The following is a 16,759-nucleotide window of genomic DNA, read 5'->3' as shown; positions in this document are numbered from 1 at the left end:
CCGACCTGCGAGGCGATCTGACGCGATGGATGGGACGGCCGGTCTCCTCGGTCGTGTTCGCCGGCGCGACCGTCGTGCGTACCCTGGCCACCACCGCCGACTGGGTCTTTCGGTCCGGAGACCAGGCTGCGTCCGTCCCGCGTGAGGTTCCGGATGCGGGCCGCTGACCAGGTGGCCTGTACGGCAGGGCCGCCCTGCCTGAGGTAGCCCGTCGCACAGCGCAGGCCCCCCGGCCGCGCCACGACAACCGCGGGGCCCTCATACGGGGTGGCGCTACCAGGTGAAGCGTTGGGTCGCCTCCTGTGTGGGCGTATTCCTCTCGCTGTGCCGGGTCCGTGGTCATGAAGGGACGCGTTCCCTGTTGACCAACCGGGCAAGCCGGGGGGTGGCAGGGCGTAGTGCCGTACCAGGGGCGCATCGGTACAGCTCGGGCCTGGCGAGGGGGCGGGGTGGGCCGGACATCGCCGCGCCAGTAGGGTGCCGCCATCTGGGGCACGAGAGCGCCGACCGGAGGAAACGGACAACCGCATGGACTACTGCGTGGGATGCGGGAGCTATCTCGTTGGGGCGGAGGTGTGCCCGACGTGTGGGCATCCCCACGGTGGCGTAGCCACCGGGTATCCCCCGGCACGGCCACACCCCCTCTACCGGAGCGGCGTCCCGCTGATGTCCGAGCCGCCGGTCTACGAGCACACGGGAACGCATGGGTACGACGGGGGCCCCGAGGCCCCGCATCCGTACGAGCAGACGCAGGCGTATGAGCCCCAGCAGTCGTACGAGACAGGGCCCCTTCCCGAACCGGGCGGCGAGCCCAACGGACCCGGCCTGGCCGATGGAGACTTCGACCCCGGCACGGCCACCGGCTTTGACGCGGCTGCGGCTGACGGTCCCGGTGACGGCAGCGAGGCGTACGCCTCCCACCGGACGTCGGCGACGCGCCGCCGCGGCAGGGGCCCGCGCCGGGCACGACGCCGCAAGGGCGGCAAGACCAAGCTGGCCCTCGGCATCGCGGGTGGGGTCGTACTGGTCGGCGTCGTCGCGACAGGCCTGTCGGGGGAACTGCTGCCCGCTGGTCCGACACACGAAAGGCAAACGGAGTCGCAGGCGTCGCCCACGCCCGCCGACGCGTCCGCCACCGCGCAGCCCGCACCAGGCCGGGCCGCGGGAGAGCCGGCTCGTCCGTCGCACGCCGCGAAGCCGTCGGCATCGGCATCGGATGCCGCCGTCTCCCGCTCTGCGGTTCCCGCATCCGAGACCACGGCACCGCCTGTCGCCACCCGGCCCACTGCCAAGGAGCCGCCCCGGCCAACGCCGGCACCCACGAACGCGGGGGCGACCCCGACGCCCGCACCACGCCCCACACGGTCGCGGACCTGCTTCCTCTTCTGGTGCTCCTAGGTGATCGATGCCAAGAGGGCTGGAGCCGGAAGCGGGACTTCCCGGTCAAGACCGTAGCGCCCGGGTCCGACATCGGCGCTTCATCCCCCATGTGAGGTTGTCGGGTCGGTGACGGGAAGGCCACGGCGTGCCGGTTCCATGCTGAGTCCCGCACCGATGGCCGGGCGTGCGATCGGGGAGTTTCGCGGATACGAACGTGGACAACCCGAACCGCCAGGTGCGCTTGTCGTTCCTCGGCCAGCCGGGATTGCCCCCCGTCTGTCCGAGAGCCGAGGGCGGCGCCGGCCTTGGAATCGGCGAAGGTCTTCCCTTGCCGTGACCTGCGCGTTGCCCTCCTGGCGTTCGATGCGTGCCCAATGGCGCGTGCCCGATGGCGCGTGGCCCAATGGCACATCAAGTCGGGCTGTAATTACCGGAGATGAAGCGGGGCGGGCGGCCGTGCCGCGCGCCAAACGTGTTCACGAACAGATCGTCCGAATGCCGTCGGCCGTCCGGACAAACACGGTGCGGAGAGAGATCACTGCATCGAAGTAACTCCATCGGCCTCATGCGGCGAGCCGGGCTGACAGGCCCTTTACTGTTCTCCGGGATCTGGAGGGATTTCCAGATGTGCGCCCTTTGTTCCTCATTTCTTGGCTGCCGCACGCGTACGCCGATCGCCACCTCGCGAAGGAGGGCTCGCCCGATGACCGTTGAGACCAGCCCGGAAGCCCAGCTGGAGTCACCCCGGCAGTTCTACCTGAGCACCGCGGCCGTGCGCCACCTCGCCGCCACGGCCAAGTCCGCTCCGCTCGGTGGACTGGCCCCGCGGCGCGGCGCCCGGCCTCCGGGGCCGCCTTCGGCAGCTCGCCCCGCTTTCCTTCCGTCGGCAGAACCGTTATGGCAGTCAGCCGCCCCGCGCGGCAGGCATCGCGATGTCTGCCGGTCACACCGGGGAAGTCGAGCTGCCGTTCCGAGGAACGGCTCAGGCTCGCCATCGAGGCGCTCCGTGAGCGCCAGGAGTGCGAGCTGATCAACAACGGGGAGTCAGGTCCGCGCCGGACCGGCCTGCCGGAGGGGCAGGAGCCGGGTCTGCCGGTGCGCTTCATGGACCTCAGCGAGCAGGCGATCGTCTCGTAGCCGGTCACCATGTACCGCCAACCTGGTGCCCGACGCGCTCGGCGTACCCAAGCACGTACGGATCGCCCGCAGTGCGACCAGAGAAGCCGTCCGACGGCCACGACGGCATGGACCTCCCCGGATCCCGGGCGAGCACGCCGGGGTTCCGGGACAGCCAACCCATCTCACCAAGGAGCTACGGATGCCCGATCCTGGGTTTTCCCCTCTGCAGTCGAGCCTGGCTGCCGCCGCCGCTGCGGCCCGGGCCCGCGCCCACCACCACGCTGTCGGCGCCGAAGCCGGCGGCATCGCCCTGCCCGGTCCGCCCTCCGTCCCCGTCGCTGCCGCAGTGGCCGTCCCCGCAGACGTGCCGGTACCCGAAGACGGCCCGGGTGGCGACCTGATTGCCCGTCATGTGGGGGAGGGTGCTGCCGCAAAGACGCCATCGGGCCCTGCCCTGGAAAGGATCCTGCGTGGCCCCAGTGGTCTGGGCACGGCGAGCCTGCATCTGGTCCGACGCGAAGAGCCTCCGGTGTCTCCGGCGCCCGAGACGGCGGTGGAGGGCAACCCCATCCCGGGCCTCTACTACCACCCGGTGCCGGAGCCCGACCCCGTACGGGTCGCCGAGGTCAGCCGCCGCATCAAGCGGTGGGCGGTGGACGAGGTGGAGGCGTATCCGCCGGAGTGGGAGGACCAGTTCGACGGCTTCTCCGTGGGCCGCTACATGGTCGCCTGCCACCCGGACGCCCCGACCGTCGAGCACGTGATGGCCGCCACCCGGCTGATGGTTGCCGAGAACGTGGTCGACGACTGCTACTGCGAGGACCACGGCGGCTCACCCGTCGGCCTCGGCGGCAGGCTGCTGCTGGCCCACTCCGCCCTCGACGCCGTCCACACCACGAAGGAGTACGCCCCGGCCTGGGCGGAATCGCTTCTCGCGGACGCCCCGCGGCGCTCCTACCGCTCCGCCATGGAGTACCTCCTCCAGCTGGCCACCCCGTCCCAGGCCGACCGCTTCCGGCACGACATGGCCCGACTGCACATGGGCTACCTCGCCGAAGCGGCCTGGGCCGAGATGGAGTACGTGCCGGAGGTGTGGGAGTACCTGGCCATGCGGCAGTTCAACAACTTCCGCCCCTGCCCCACCCTCACCGACACCGTCGGCGGCTACGAACTCCCGGCGGATCTGCACGCCCTGCCCGCCATGCAGCGCGTCATCGCACTCGCCGGCAACGTCACCACCATCATGAACGACCTCTACTCGTACACCAAGGAACTCGACGCCCGCGGCAAACACCTGAACCTGCCCGTGGTGATCGCCGAGAGGGAGGGACTCTCCGACAAGGAGGCCTACCTGAAGGCGGTCGAGGTCCACAACGACCTCATGCACGAGTTCGAGGCAGCCACCGCCGAGGCGGCCGCCTCCCACCCCGACCCGCGTCTGCTGCGCTTCCTGCGCGGCGTCGCCGTGTGGGTCGACGGCAACCACTACTGGCACCAGACCAACACCTATCGATACAGCCTGCCCGATTTCTGGTAAGGATGGAGCTATCTGTGACCAGCACCGATTTCGCCACCGTCAACGGCACCTCCGCGTTCGTCCCCGCCCCGGCGTCGCCCTACCAAGGTGACATCGCCCGTTACTGGGACCAGGAGGGCAGGCCCGTGAACCTGCGTCTCGGCGATGTCGACGGGCTCTACCACCACCACTACGGCATCGGGGACGTCGACCACGCCGCCCTCGGGGACGACCGTGACAGCGAATACGAGAAGCGGCTGATCGCCGAACTCCACCGCTTGGAGTCGGCGCAGGCCGAAGTCCTCCTGGACCACCTCGGATCCATCGGGCGTCACGACACCCTCGTGGACGCCGGCTGCGGCCGGGGCGGTTCGATGGTCATGGCCCACCAGCGATTCGGATGCAACGTCGAGGGCGTCACCCTGTCGGCCAAGCAGGCCGACTTCGCAAACCGGCGCGCCCATGAACTCGGCATCGAGGACCACGTCCACGCCCGCGTGTGCAACATGCTCGACACGCCGTTCGACACGGGGCAGGCCGCGGCCTCGTGGAACAACGAGTCGAGTATGTACGTCGACCTGCACGACCTCTTCGCCGAGCACTCCCGCGTCCTCGGGGTCGGCGGCCGCTATGTGACCATCACCGGCTGCTGGAACCCGCGTTACGGCCAGCCCTCGAAGTGGGTCTCCCAGATCAACGCGCACTTCGAGTGCAACATCCATTCCCGCCGCGAGTACCTGCGCGCCATGGCCGACAACCGCCTCGTACCGCAGGCCGTCGTCGACCTGACGGCGGCGACCCTGCCCTACTGGGAGCTGCGGGCCACGTCCTCCCTGGTCACCGGCATCGAAGAGGCGTTCATCAACTCGTACAAGGACGGCTCCTTCCAGTACCTCCTGATTGCGGCCGACCGGGTCTGAGTGAGTGCTGACCGGAAGGGCCGGGCCCGTCACCAGACGGTCCCGGCCCTTCCGGTGCGTAGCCGCCAGGGCGGCTTCCTCGGCTTGGCAAGCATGAACAGCCGACCGAGGGGTGACTCGGTCGTTGGCACGGCTTGACGGCTTGACGGCTAGCCGGTGTGGTCAGGTGGCTGCCGTAAGCCCGTTGATCATGCGCTCGAGGAGGCGGTCGAAGACGGCCTGAGGGGCCGGGTCGTGGCCCGCTGCGGCCAGGGCCTGGGCAAGGTGGGGGTATTTGTCGGCGGCGGCGACGGACCGAAGGTGGCGGTCCTGTGCTTCGAGGTGTTCGCCGCAGGTGCCGCCGGCGGCTTCGACCGCCCGTTCCTGGGCCAGTTCGTAGGTGACGTGGCTGGCCACGAAGCCGGTGAGCAGGCTGAAGGTCTCCAGTCTCGCCCGGGCGTCCAGACCGGCGGGCGCGAGGACGACGAGGGTGTGCTCCACGGCGGCGAGGGTGTTCGGGCCGAGCGTCTGCCGCGCGGGCAGCGCGGCGGGCAGCCAGGGGTGGCGCCGCATGATCGCGCGCTGTTCACGGGCGATGGACCGAAGGTCGGCGCGCCAGTCGCCGGAGGGCTCGGGTGGCAGCCGGTGCTCGCCGCTCACCTGGTCGATCATCAGCTCCAGCAGGGTCTCCTTGTTGGGGACATAGCTGTAGAGCGACATCGTCCCGGCGCCGATCCGGGCCGCGACCGCGCGCATGGTGACGGCGGCGAGCCCTTCCGTGTCGGCGAGGGCGACGGCCTCGGCGGTGATCGTGGCGCGGTCGTACGCCGGGGGGCGCCCACGGCGCGGGCGCTCGGCCGGCGACCAGAGCAGCTCGGGATCCACACCGGCATGGCGGCCGGATGAGCCTGTACGGGCCACGTCCACTCTCCTCACTTCCGTCGTCCATCCAACCATCAGCTATTCTCGTACAACGTACTGGAAATAGCCGTACGGACATGCCCGTACGGGAAACGCCGTACAGCCGTGCAGGAGGCGTCGTGCGGCAGACACCGGGGATCCCCCTCCAGGAATCGAGGCACCATGACGACGGCGACGCACCACGCGTCCGCGAAGAAGCCGCCCCTGCTCTCCCGGGCGATGAGACGCACCTTCCGGGGGCTGCCGCCCAAGCTCCACGACGTCGGCTACGAGCCCGGCCTCGCGGTACCCGACGCCGACGGCAGCACACTGCTGACGGACCATTACTTCCCCCTGTCCGACGGCGACTTCCCCACGCTTCTGGTGCGCTCGCCGTACGGCCGGGGCTTCCCCTGGTCACCGCTGTACGGCGTGCTCTTCGCCGAACAGGGCTTCCACGTCGTCCTGCAGAGCTGTCGCGGCACCGGAGGATCCGGCGGCGAGCCGGACCTGTGGCGCCACGAGGCCGCCGACGGCCAGGCCACCGTCGCCTGGCTGCGCCGCCAGTCCTGGTTCTCCGGCGCGCTGGGGACGATCGGCGCCAGCTACCTCGGCTACGTCCAGTGGGCGCTCGCCCAGGACCCGCCGCCGGAGCTGCGCGCGATGGTCGTCCACGTGGGCCTGCACGACATGCACGGCTACTTCTACCCCGCCGGCACGTTCGCGCTGGAGAACGCCCTGGCCAGCACCGCGGGGCTGACGCATCAGCACCGGGGACTGCCGAGCTTCGTACGGGCCGTCCTGCGGCTGCAGCGCCACGCCCGGAAGATCGCGCGCACCCTTCCGCTCGGCGAGGCGTATGTGCCCGGCCTGGGCGGACGGGTGCCGTTCCTGGACGCGGCGATGGCTCATCCCGACCCGCAGGACCCGCACTGGGCAGGCGTCGACATGGGGCCCGCGGCCGACCGTCTGACCGTACCGACCAGCCTGATCACCGGCTGGATGGACGTGGCCCTCGGCCAGACCCTGCAGCAGTACGCCAGGCTCCGGCGCGCCGGCTGCGACACCGCCCTGCTCATCGGCCCCTGGACACACAACTCCGCGCTCCAGGAAGGATGGCCGGACGTCTTCGCCGAAAGCCTCGCCTGGCTGCGGGCCCACCTGTGCGACGACCCGTCCGGTCTGCGCGGGACCAGGGTGCGCGTTCACCTCGGCGGCCGGGGGATACGCCACGACCCATGGCGCAGCCTTGCCGACTGGCCCCCCGTCGCCACGGGCCACCGCTGGTACCTCGACGGCGGCGGCACGCTGAGCACCCGGGCCCCCGAGACCGCCGCGCCGCCGCTCTCCTTCCGTTACGACCCGGCCGATCCGACCCCATCGATCGGCGGCCCCCTGCTGTCCCCCAAGGCCGGGCACCAGGACAACGCCGTCCTGGAGGCCCGGGACGACGTGCTGACCTTCACCACCGCACCGCTGACCGAACCGGTCCGGATCCTCGGACCGGTCAGCGCGGAGCTGCGGGTCGGTACGGACACCGGCCGCGCCGACGTCTTCGTCCGGCTCTGCGACGTCGACGACCGGGGCCGTTCGACCAATGTCTGCGACGGGCTGCGACGGCTGGACCCCACCGATGGCCCCGATGCCACCGCCGGCCCCGATGCCACCGCCGGCCCCGATGCCACCGCCGGCTCCGATGTCACCGACCACGCCGATACGACCCGAACCGCCCCGGCCGCCGTCACGGTCACGATGAGCTCCACCGCCTACCACTTCCCCGCCGGACACCGGATCCGCCTGCAGGTCAGCGGAGGCGCCCACCCGCGCTTCGCCCGCAACACCGGTACCGGAGAACCCCTGCCGACGGCCACCCGGCTACGGCCCGCCGAGGTCACGCTCCACCACCCCTCCGCGCTCGTTCTCCCCGTCGCAGAAGAGGAGGAGGCAGCCGACGGGTGAAGTGGGCTGTTACGGCTGACGGGGGGTGTGGGGGGTTGGGCGCCCTCAGCGGTGGGGGCTCTCCGGCCTCGCCCCGCGTACGGCACAGAGCGCTCCGCCCACGGTGAAGGCGGCGATCGCGGGGATCCACGCGGCCGGCTGTGGACCCGGCTGTACGGCCCAGCCCCATACCGTTGCGGCCCGGCCGGGCGTGCCGGCCCCTGCCAGGTACACCGCGCTGAGATAAGCCACCGTCGGCAACCAGCTCAGCCGGGCCCCGATCACGGTGGCACCCGCCGCCGTGATCCCCACCGCCCCCACGAGGTTGCGGACCATGGCCGGTGCGCCGAATTCCTCCCTGTGCCCTGGCACGGCAACCGCCAGTGTGACGGCGGCCAGCGCGGTCAGCGCCAGCAGATGGGCCAGCCGCCGGGGCCAGGCGGGGCGCACGGCCGTCCGGTCCAGTTCCGCGGAGTGCTGGAACAGGCTGGTGCCGATCGCGGAGGAGGCGAGCATCGGCGCAAGCGCCACGACCGGCACGCGCCTGTTCGGGTCGAGGTAGGCGTGGAGTTGGTGGGCGCAGACGGCGGCCAGGACCGCGGTGCCGATGAGGTGGCCACGGTGAGGGGCAGGGCCCGGGAGCGGGCGTAGAGGGCGTACCCGTAGGCCGGTGCGCAGAGGTGTCTGTCGTGTGTCACAGTGCGGGCACCCCGTTCGGGTCGCAGCTTCCGGCGGTCGCGAAGTAGCGGCCGAGCCAGGCGCGCCGCCGGTCGTCGGGCAGGGCGGCGAGGCGGGCCAGGGCGCGGTTCTCCGCCTCGAGCCTGGCGACGTCTGCTGTGTCGTTCCCGTCGCGGGCGTTCTCCATGTCGGTCCGGCGTCTGTGTCTGCTGAGGCTGTTGGAGATCAGCCAGTCCTGAACGGCGTTGTCGGTACGGCTGACACGGGCGGACACGCTGCTGCAGTCGCGCGACACCATCCCGGCCACGGCCTCCCATGCGAACCACTGGGGATCGGCCAGTCTGCCGCGTACGACGCTCTGGCCGAGAAAGAGCTGGGGCAACTGTGCCTCGTCGCGGTGCGGATCGCGGTACAGGTTCTCGAAGCGGACGGGGCCGTTCGCCACCCCGTGCAGCCGGTGGGTGACCCCGGACAAGGCGCGCGAGACCTGGGGCAACAGGCCGCCGTCCAGTGCGTTGACGCAGACGCGTGGGGTCGAGTCGTCACACACCTGTCGCTCCCCGAGCGGGTCCCGGTGCCACATGTCCTCTCCGGTCCGTACGACAGGGACGGCGGCGGCGACCGCAAGGGCCAGCGGCAGCACGGCGGTGTATCACCAGACCGGCAGTGAGGGGCCGCTGTGGAAGGTGGCCGGGCTGAGGAAGCGGACCGCCCCGCTCTGATAGGTGGGCACGCCGAGCACCACATAGGCGCAGACCGCGAGCGCCCACACGCTCGGCCCGCGCCCGAGCCCGTTGCGCATCCACCAGCCGGCGCGCCGCGGTCACCCACAGCCAGCCGCCCGACTCGCCGCCCCGGTAGGCGTGGGCCGACCGCCACACAGCCACGAAGGTGTCCTGCAGAACCTCGCGCACGGTCTCCGGATCCCCGCACCGCCGCCTCAGCCGCGCGAACAGCCAGCCGGCGTGCCGTTCGTAGAGCGCGGCCAGGGCAGCCTGATCCCCCCTGGCCACGGCACGCAGCAGCACCGCGTCGTCATCTTGGTCTCGGTCTCCCCTCACGGGGCGGAACAGTCTCACGTCCCGTCTATCGCCCGCGGGACCGCATCCGGTTCACGGAACAGCCGGCCGGATGCGCATCACCCGCGGCACGCGCTCGGCGTCAGGACGGACAGCCCCCCTTGGTGCCCTCGCGATAGGTGCGGTACACGGGAAGCGGGTGCCGGTCGCCGGGTCCGGAGGAGGGCGGGTACTCGACGACGGGTACGGGCTTGCAGACGGCCCACTGGTCGTTCTTTCCCGGGCCCTCGAAGCCGTAGGTTCCCCCGGCGCCCACCAGGCAGGAGCTGCAGCTGTTGCCGGAGATGGTGGGAATGACGAGGGTGTTGTACACATCGTCCTTGGTAGGGATGCGGGAGGGGAGTCCGGCCTTCGGGGTGTGGTGGCCGGTCTCGTTGATCTCGGTGAAGGTGCGGTCCACGGCGTCCGCGAGCAGTGCGAAGGCGTCGTGGTACATGACGGCGTAGCCGTCGTCGAGCGGCTTGGTGCCCAGCTTGTGCTGCTTCTGCAGTTCCTCGAAACGGTCGAGGAAGCGGCCCAGCGCCTTGCCGGGCTTGGTCGTGCCGCCCCACCAGGCGGGATCGACGGAGGCCGCGTCGACGATCGTGGCCCGCGCCTCGTCCAGCCAGCGCGTGGGTGCGTCCGCGGTCAGGGTGGGCTCCAGGCCGATGCCGACCTTCAGGATGCGCAGCTTCGCGGTGCGCCCGCAGCTGCCCTCCTCGGCCAGGCGCGCGACGAAGGCGGGCAGGTCCTGGTCGCGGCCGGCGAAGAAGACGGTGTCGGACTTCTCGCTGCAGATCTTCTGTACGGCGTCGGTGAACCGCTGCGGGATGCCCTTGTCGGTTCCGGACGAGCCGGTGAAGTTCGAGTGGTGGTGGGGAAGGTCGTACGCCGTGCCGAAGTGCTTCTCGAAGACGCTGCGCAGATTCTGCGAATAGACGTCCTCGGTGCGGTTGTCCCAGACCAGGAACCCCTTGTGCTGCTCCGGTTTCCGGTCCAGGTAGAGGGCGAGGGCGCGGGCGAACTGGGTGTTGTTCGGCGAGGTCTTGAAGAAGTACGGGGAGTTCATGTTCGCCGCGGTGATGACGGGGCCGACGGTGGGGAGGCGGTGCCTGCTGAGTGCGGCGACCGCCTTCCGGGTCTCCGACGTACTGCTCGGGATGCCGGTCACCCCGACCAGCGGCGTCCGGGTGTCCGCGGCCAGCTCGGCAAGCCGCGCGACGACCGGCTGCCATGCGTCGAGGTTCCGGCCGTCGGGGGCGAGCAGCAGCTGGTAGTGCGGCCCGCCGAAGCGGTTGGCCTGCCGCTGCGCGGCCAGGGCACCGGCAAGTCCGCGGCGGATCATGTCCGTTGTCATGGCGCTGTGCTTGTCCGCGGTGAAGGGCATCATCAGGGCGATGCGTACGTAGGGGATCCTGGGGCCGTTCCCCGGCGCCTCCCAGCCCCGCTGCACCTTGGCGTTCTCCTGCGCCACCGCCTCGATGAGACTCTCGACACCCGGGTCCGCCGCGAAGGCGCCCGCGGTGACGCCCACACAGTCCCCGCCGATGTCCCGGAGGTCGGGACCGCACCGGCCGGGACCTCGCGCGAAGCTGACGACGACGGTGATCACGGCGGCGGTCACCGCGCCGAGCACCAGGACGGCCAGCCATTCGACCGGCCCCCACTCGCGCGGATGACGACGGAGATGACGACGGAACAGACGGACCGGCATGCTTCCTCACTCACCGGGGATGGGGAAGGGGCGCTTCTTCCGCGCCGCCGCGGGCCAGCTGCGGGCGGCCTGGCCCAGAACCGCGTGCCAGGACGGGTGCCGCGGCGAGAGGTACGCCAGTTCCTCGCCGACCGCCTTGCACATATCGGGGTCCGGCTCGGCATGCGGCTCGGACACATGCCACAGGGCGTGCAGCAGCCGGTTGACGCAGCGTTCGACCTCGTGCAGCTCCGCATGGCGCCCGTCGTGCGCGCCGAGCGCGACCTGCATACGGACGTCGGTCCACTCCCCGGCGGGCGGTGTCGGCGCGGTGGCCGCGTACTGCAGACACCGCAGCCAGTGCGCGGCGGCCTGTTCGTCCTGCTCCGACTGGAACTCCTCCGCCAGCGCGGCCACCACCGTCTCGGCGTTCCCGGCCGCGAGGGTGTGCCGCAGCGCGTCCGCCTCCCCGCTCTCGCCGCGCTGGGCGTGGTGCATCCGCAGAAAGCGGTGGATCTCCTGCCAGCCGCGGCCGTCCTCGGCGCCCCGCGAGATGCGGCGCGCTTCGTGGACGAGCAGCGTCTGCAGCAGGGCGTCGGTGACCAACGGCCGGTCCGGGCGGGTGCGTTGCTGCCACTGCTGCTCTTCGAGGTAGTCGGTGGCGGAGTTGGCGGGCAGCTGATCGGGACCCTGCAGCCGCAGATGGCCGGCCAGTGCCTCCGCCGCCGTGCTGTCGCGGGCGAGCGAGAGCAGGGTCAGCCGGTCGCGCTGGCGCCGGTCCGGCAGCAGCCGCTCGAGGAGCGCCTGGGTGACGGGGCGGCCGTCCTGCGTGTGCAGTTCGAGGAGGTTCCGGGGGCCCACGTCGATGTCCCGCGCGGCCGCGTCCAGAACTGCCGCGCACAGCACGGTGGCCGCCGCGGGATGCCCGCCGGTCAGGGAGTGCACGGCGGACGCCAGATAGGGGTGCAGCGGCGGGGCGGGCCGGGCCGGGACCAGCAGGGGCAGGATGTCGTCCCGGCTCAGCGGGGTGAGGGGGACGGCGAGCAGCCCGGCGGACGGGGCCAGGCCCCTGCGCTCCCAGCCGGAGGACGTCACGAGGTCGGGGAGCTCGCGGCACACCGCGGCGGGGGCGTTCTCCGGTACGCCGCCGAGCCGGGTCGCCACGACGACGAGTTCCTCGCGGTCGGGGCGTACGGGCATGGCACGGTGCTCCAGGAGCAGCTCGAGGAAGTTCTGCCCCGCCGCGCAGTGCGCGTCGTCGAGCAGGACGAGCGGCCAGGGCTCACGGTTCCATCGCCGCAGCCTGCCGTACGAGGCGGCGACATCATGGAGGAACGCGGCCATCAGGCTCTGCTCGGCGGCATGCCGGTAGTCGCCGCCCTGCCGGAACCACTCCCCGAGCAGCACCAGCGGATCCGCGCCCTCCGCGCCCTGCGGAAAGCGGCGGCCGTACCACTCCCGTGCCGCGGCCGGGCGGTACCGCCCGGTGTACTCCGCCACCACCGCGGCGGTGACCGCGGCTCGGCCCGGCTCCGCATCGTCCCGTGCCGCCGTGGCCGCCAGACGGCCTTCGACGGCGGTGGCCCAGGCATGCCGCAGCCCGTTCTCGTCCCCACCGGCGAGACGGCAGGCGAGCAGCAGCCGGGCGAACCGGAGGCACGCCGCGTCCCGCCGCTCGGCATTGCCGCGCGGCCAGCCGGAGACGGCGAACAGGCCGGGCAGCAGGACGGGGAAGCCCCGGCGCAGCCCGGGTGCGAGGCCGTACACCAGCTCGGCGAGGATCTCGACGAACGTCGCGGCGACGGCGGCCGTACCGTCGGACGGGGCGGGGGAGAAGGCCGCGGATTCGGCTGCCGTGGCCCTGACGTGGGCGAGGGGCAGCCGGCCGGTGTAGCGCGCCGCCAGTTCCCCGAGGACGGCGCTGCGCCCCATCCCGTGGTGTCCCGTCACCAGCACCACCGGCAGATCGTGCCGGTATTCCCGCGCCGCACGGGATCTCTCGTCGTAGGCCAGGCCCGTGAGCCGGGGGACGAGCGAGCGCAGCAGCGGGTCCCGGCCGTAGAGCGGTGCCCCTTCCGTTGTGCGCATCTGGCTGCGTCCCGCCTCCGTCGTCCGTTGCCGCCCGGCGGCCGCAACCTCGGAGGCGGGCGGCACCGTTCCCCCGAGAATCAGCCGCTGACATCCGTACCAACTACGCCTGGAGTCATAGAACTTACCGGTCCCGTACACCTCCCGCCAGGAGAATGCGACACTGCGTCATCGGGTTGTGACCGGCCGGACACGACGGCCTGCGCCGCTGCGCGACCGCGGCGGGCCGGCGTCAGGGATGCGGATGGATGTCGAGTTCGACGCTCTCGGGAAGCGTGTCCGCCCCGCGGATCGCACCGGGGTGGGTGAGCCGCACCCGGCGGAGCCGGCGCAGTCCGGCGAGGGAGGCGAGATCGAGCTCCGCGACCTGTGACAGATGGATCTCCTCGAGCCCCGGTAGGCGCCGCGCGATCCGCCGCAGCGGCACCGCGGCACCGGCCCTGGCCCCTACGTCCAGATGCGTGACCTGCGGGATCTCGGTGCGCGGGGCGAACAGCAGCATGCTCAGCTGCTGCGGTGAGAGGGTCAGCCGGCGCAGCTTCGGCAACCGGCCGATGAGGGAGCCCCATTCGTCCGGCGACAGACGGTCGCTCGCGTCCTGCAGCCGCAGCTGCTCCAGCCCCTGGCATTCCACGATGCCCGCGAGCCGGGTCGCCGCGGGCGGCAGCGACAGCAGGCGCAGCTCGGCGGCGCGGGGGAGATCGGGCAGGCCCCGCCAGGGCACTTCCGGGCCCAGGAGGAGTCCTTCGAGCCGCGGGCAGTCCGCCAGCTTCAGCAGGGGCTCGAACTGGGGGAGATCCCGCAGCTCCAATCGCTGCAGCCGCGGCAGCCGGGTCAGCGGCGCCGGGTCCTTCACATTCCGGCACCCCTGCAGCACGAGGGTTTCGAGCCCGGGGTAGGCGGACAGCAGGCCGAGGTCCTCCAGCTGCAGGGTGTTGCGCAGCCGCAGCTCGCGCAGCCGGTGCGGGTCGAGCGCGGTACGGATCTCCTCGGGGCCGAAGTCGCCGTGGAGACCCACGCGCCGGTACCCGGACATGGTGCGCAGCGCGTCCAGCTCGGCGGGCGAGCGCACCGTGACGGTTTCGTCGGGAGCGGTGGCGAGGAGCGGCCGCACGATCTCCTCGGCGTACACCTTGGTGTCGAACCGGTCCCAGTGGTCGAGGAGCTGAGCGCGTACGGCGGACTGGCCGGTACCCAGGAACTCCCGCAGCCGGGGAATCGCGGCGTCCCCGCCGATCTGGCATATCGCGTGGACGGTGGCCAGCTCCTCGTCGCCCTCCAGGTCCTTCGCCCCGGGCAGCAGGCCCAGGAGCAGCGGGCCGGTCTGCGCCAGCGACCTGGCCTCCCGCAGACTGCGCGGCGGGAGCATCCGCGCGGCCCGGTCCTCGATGGCCTCGCGCACCGCCGGTTCGAGACGCGTCGCCTGCTCGAGGGAGGCGAGCGCAAGAAGCCTCAGCCGCGCCTGCACCGCCGCGTCCTTCTCCCGGTCGCCCCGTTCCCGCAGGCGTGTCAGCAGGTCGGCGCGCTCTTGGTGACGGGCTTGTGCGACGGCCATCTGCACCACGTCCTCCCACTGGTCCAAGTGTGCGTTGTTCACCAACATGCCCATATCGCGCTCCTCCAGCACGGCCCTGGCGCCCAGGAAGTCCTGGAAGGTCCGGTGGATGAAGTTCACGGCGCCCCTGGCGGGTTCGCGCAGCAGGCCGGAGCGCTCCAGGAGGAGCTGCAGGGCCTCTTCCGCCGTCCCGACCTCCGCGAGGCGGGGCACGGAGGGCTGCAGCCGCCGCACCACATCCACCGCGTCCGCACGGTCCAGCTGGGTCCGCTCGTTGCGGATCAGCCAGTACGCCAGCCGCTGCAGCGGTTCGGTCGCCGACTTCTGGTCCAGTTCCGGCTTGCGGCTGCGGCCGTACACCTCGCGCTCCAGGTCGCGCCGTTCCAGGAGCATGGAGAGCGCCGCCTCGTACAAGGCGGCGCGGCCCTGCGGCAGGAAGCCGCGGCGTTCGCGGTGCAGGGCGCAGATCAGGCCGCACATCAGCGGGTTGGTCGCCAGGCGGCTCAGCTCCGGGCTGCTGCGCAGCGACAGCGTGAGCGACTCGCCGAGCTCCTCCGAGGCGCCGGCCGCCGTGTGCCAGCGCCGGATGAACTGCTTCATATCGGCGGGCCGCATCGCGGTGAGCGTGAACTCCCGGAAGTCCTCCCGGCCCAGCCAGCCCCGCTCGAGGGCCGAGGGCCGGGAGGTGAGCAGCCACAGATTGCCCGGGAAGACGCCGGTCAGCTTTCTGAGCCAGGCCCGCGCCCGGGTCCGGTCGTCCTTCGGGATCTCGTCGGCCCCGTCGATCAGCAGCACACCGCGCCCGTGCTGCAGCACCCGCGCCGCCCAGCCGTCGGGCTCCGTGCCCACCAGCGGGCAGCCGATCCGGCGCAGGAAGTCGTCGGGCATGGGCAGCTCGGCGTCCTTGCGCGCCAGGGTGCGCAGCGGCAGGACGAAGGGGACGCGCCCCAGCAGCTGCGACAGGCCGCCGGGCACCCGGTCCTGCTGCGCCGTGGTCAGCGCGAGCCACTGCACCAGGGTCGTCTTGCCGGTGCCCGCGACCCCGTGCAGCAGGACGCGTTCATGGCTGGCGAACAGCGCCTCGGCCGGGCCCGCGGCCCGCTCGGCCTCGGTGTCCCGGTCGGTGCCCGGCTCGCCGTTCACCGCCGGGACCGGATCGGCGCCGCCGCGGTACGGCATGGCCTCCAGGCTCAGATACGCGGTCTCCAACGGCCAGTCCTGGCCGTCCGGTTCGCGCAGATCGACGCCGTAGATCGTGAGCCGGCCGTGGCACTCGACGACATAGCGCGCGTACTCCTCCTCGAACCGTGCGTCCTGGTGGGAGATGTCCGGCAGCCGCTGCATGATGCGGTCCAGCTTCTCGCTCTGCTCCCGGATTTCCCGGCTCTGCTCGATCTGGGCCCGGGCCGCGAACCCCGGGCGCTGGCTGAAGAAGCGCACAAGGTGCAGACAGGCCGTCTCCAGGAGCCGGTCGTGGAAGCGGGCGGCGTCGTCGCTGAGGAGCCGCCGGGTGCTGGGACCCGCGCTCCTGGACAGCTCCGCGGCCAGCCGCTCGGGGCCGAGCGCGAAGGCCTGGACGTCGTCCATGCCGAGATCGCCGAGAGCGTGCAGGGTGCGGGTCAGCGCCTGCCCGACGGCGTCGTGCTCGTCGGCGCCGACCGGCGGATCGTGCGGCCCGGCGGCCCGCACGGCGCGGCGCACCAGCTCGCGGGCGAGCTTGTGCAGATCGTCCTCGCTGAGAGTGCGGTGCTCCCTGGCGAAGGACAGCAGCCGCCGGAGGGGAACGGGACGGTCGCCGAACTCCGCCGCCGGCGCGCTCGCGGCCGGTAACAGCAGCCGTTTGAGCACCGGCACGACCACCGATGATGCGATCCGCAGCCCCACCGTGCCGCCGTCCACCGCAGCCCCTCCCTCACCGCACCGCGCGCCCTCGCC

12 protein-coding genes and 1 pseudogene are annotated in these 16,759 nt (G+C 71.9%); 5 read left to right on the top strand and 8 right to left on the bottom strand.

Features of this window, described 5'->3' with window-relative positions:
- The first annotated feature begins 666 nt into the window (after positions 1-666).
- The 4 genes from ADL29_RS43510 to ADL29_RS17595 all read left to right on the top strand — a co-directional run bounded on the left by ADL29_RS43510 (position 667) and on the right by ADL29_RS17595 (position 4,935).
- Positions 667-1,398, top strand: a complete 732-nt coding sequence (locus tag ADL29_RS43510; RefSeq protein ID WP_157878515.1) for a hypothetical protein — start codon at positions 667-669, stop codon at positions 1,396-1,398.
- Positions 1,399-2,277: 879 nt separating this feature from the next.
- Positions 2,278-2,517: a hypothetical protein gene (locus tag ADL29_RS17605; protein ID WP_053924590.1), complete on the top strand. Its 240-nt coding sequence runs from the start codon at positions 2,278-2,280 to the stop codon at positions 2,515-2,517.
- Positions 2,518-2,698: 181 nt separating this feature from the next.
- Positions 2,699-4,036, top strand: a complete 1,338-nt coding sequence (locus tag ADL29_RS17600; RefSeq protein ID WP_053924589.1) for a family 2 encapsulin nanocompartment cargo protein terpene cyclase — start codon at positions 2,699-2,701, stop codon at positions 4,034-4,036.
- Positions 4,037-4,038: 2 nt separating this feature from the next.
- Positions 4,039-4,935 carry a geranyl diphosphate 2-C-methyltransferase gene (locus ADL29_RS17595; protein WP_053924588.1) on the top strand — a complete coding sequence of 299 codons (897 nt, stop codon included), beginning with the start codon at positions 4,039-4,041 and terminating at the stop codon, positions 4,933-4,935.
- A gap of 162 nt (positions 4,936-5,097) precedes the next feature.
- Here ADL29_RS17595 and ADL29_RS17590 read toward each other — a convergent pair whose 3' ends face one another.
- Positions 5,098-5,799 carry a TetR/AcrR family transcriptional regulator gene (locus ADL29_RS17590; protein WP_078971079.1) on the bottom strand — a complete coding sequence of 234 codons (702 nt, stop codon included), beginning with the start codon at positions 5,797-5,799 and terminating at the stop codon, positions 5,098-5,100.
- Between the two features lie 198 nt (positions 5,800-5,997).
- Here ADL29_RS17590 and ADL29_RS17585 point away from each other — a divergent pair, with 198 nt between their 5' ends.
- Positions 5,998-7,773 carry a CocE/NonD family hydrolase gene (locus ADL29_RS17585; RefSeq protein WP_053924586.1) on the top strand — a complete coding sequence of 592 codons (1,776 nt, stop codon included), beginning with the start codon at positions 5,998-6,000 and terminating at the stop codon, positions 7,771-7,773.
- A 45-nt stretch (positions 7,774-7,818) separates the two neighbouring features.
- Here ADL29_RS17585 and ADL29_RS17580 read toward each other — a convergent pair whose 3' ends face one another.
- The 7 genes and pseudogenes from ADL29_RS17580 to ADL29_RS17560 all read right to left on the bottom strand — a co-directional run bounded on the left by ADL29_RS17580 (position 7,819) and on the right by ADL29_RS17560 (position 16,723).
- Positions 7,819-8,283, bottom strand: coding sequence for a hypothetical protein (locus tag ADL29_RS17580; protein WP_342671166.1), 465 nt, complete (start codon positions 8,281-8,283; stop codon positions 7,819-7,821).
- Positions 8,284-8,446: 163 nt separating this feature from the next.
- Positions 8,447-8,980 (bottom strand): hypothetical protein, encoded by a 534-nt coding sequence (locus ADL29_RS17575; RefSeq protein WP_157878514.1) that lies wholly within the window; start codon positions 8,978-8,980, stop codon positions 8,447-8,449.
- 102 nt (positions 8,981-9,082) lie between these two features.
- Positions 9,083-9,232, bottom strand: a complete 150-nt coding sequence (locus ADL29_RS44130; protein ID WP_169795236.1) for a hypothetical protein — start codon at positions 9,230-9,232, stop codon at positions 9,083-9,085.
- Positions 9,201-9,509: pseudogene (locus tag ADL29_RS41090) on the bottom strand (RNA polymerase sigma factor); the annotation flags it as partial. The pseudogene ADL29_RS41090 and the gene ADL29_RS44130, both read right to left, overlap by 32 nt.
- Before the next feature lie 82 nt (positions 9,510-9,591).
- On the bottom strand, positions 9,592-11,202 hold the full coding sequence (locus ADL29_RS17570) for a type 1 periplasmic-binding domain-containing protein (RefSeq protein ID WP_053924584.1): 1,611 nt from the start codon (positions 11,200-11,202) through the stop codon (positions 9,592-9,594).
- A gap of 6 nt (positions 11,203-11,208) precedes the next feature.
- The gene (locus ADL29_RS17565) at positions 11,209-13,269 is read right to left on the bottom strand and encodes a P-loop NTPase family protein (protein ID WP_053924583.1); all 2,061 of its coding nucleotides are present in this window, start codon (positions 13,267-13,269) and stop codon (positions 11,209-11,211) included.
- A 232-nt stretch (positions 13,270-13,501) separates the two neighbouring features.
- Positions 13,502-16,723 carry an NACHT domain-containing protein gene (locus ADL29_RS17560; RefSeq protein ID WP_053924582.1) on the bottom strand — a complete coding sequence of 1,074 codons (3,222 nt, stop codon included), beginning with the start codon at positions 16,721-16,723 and terminating at the stop codon, positions 13,502-13,504.
- Between the last annotated feature and the right edge of the window lie 36 nt (positions 16,724-16,759).

Origin of the sequence: Streptomyces chattanoogensis (genome assembly GCF_001294335.1) — a bacterium.
Classification (GTDB): Bacteria; Actinomycetota; Actinomycetes; order Streptomycetales; family Streptomycetaceae; genus Streptomyces; species Streptomyces chattanoogensis.
Note: the sequence above shows the minus strand (reverse complement) of the source record. Positions and strands in the feature narration are given on the sequence as shown.

Excerpts from the sequence above, each read along its gene's own strand:
- ADL29_RS17605 (WP_053924590.1), top strand. The coding sequence starts at position 2,278 with ATGGCAGTCAGCCGCCCCGCGCGGCAGGCATCGCGATGTCTGCCGGTC.
- ADL29_RS17595 (WP_053924588.1), top strand. The coding sequence starts at position 4,039 with ATGGAGCTATCTGTGACCAGCACCGATTTCGCCACCGTCAACGGCACC.
- ADL29_RS17585 (WP_053924586.1), top strand. The coding sequence starts at position 5,998 with ATGACGACGGCGACGCACCACGCGTCCGCGAAGAAGCCGCCCCTGCTC.
- ADL29_RS43510 (WP_157878515.1), top strand. The coding sequence starts at position 667 with ATGTCCGAGCCGCCGGTCTACGAGCACACGGGAACGCATGGGTACGAC.
- ADL29_RS17600 (WP_053924589.1), top strand. The coding sequence starts at position 2,699 with ATGCCCGATCCTGGGTTTTCCCCTCTGCAGTCGAGCCTGGCTGCCGCC.
- ADL29_RS44130 (WP_169795236.1), bottom strand. The coding sequence starts at position 9,232 with ATGCGCAACGGGCTCGGGCGCGGGCCGAGCGTGTGGGCGCTCGCGGTC.
- ADL29_RS17570 (WP_053924584.1), bottom strand. The coding sequence starts at position 11,202 with ATGCCGGTCCGTCTGTTCCGTCGTCATCTCCGTCGTCATCCGCGCGAG.
- ADL29_RS17565 (WP_053924583.1), bottom strand. The coding sequence starts at position 13,269 with ATGCGCACAACGGAAGGGGCACCGCTCTACGGCCGGGACCCGCTGCTG.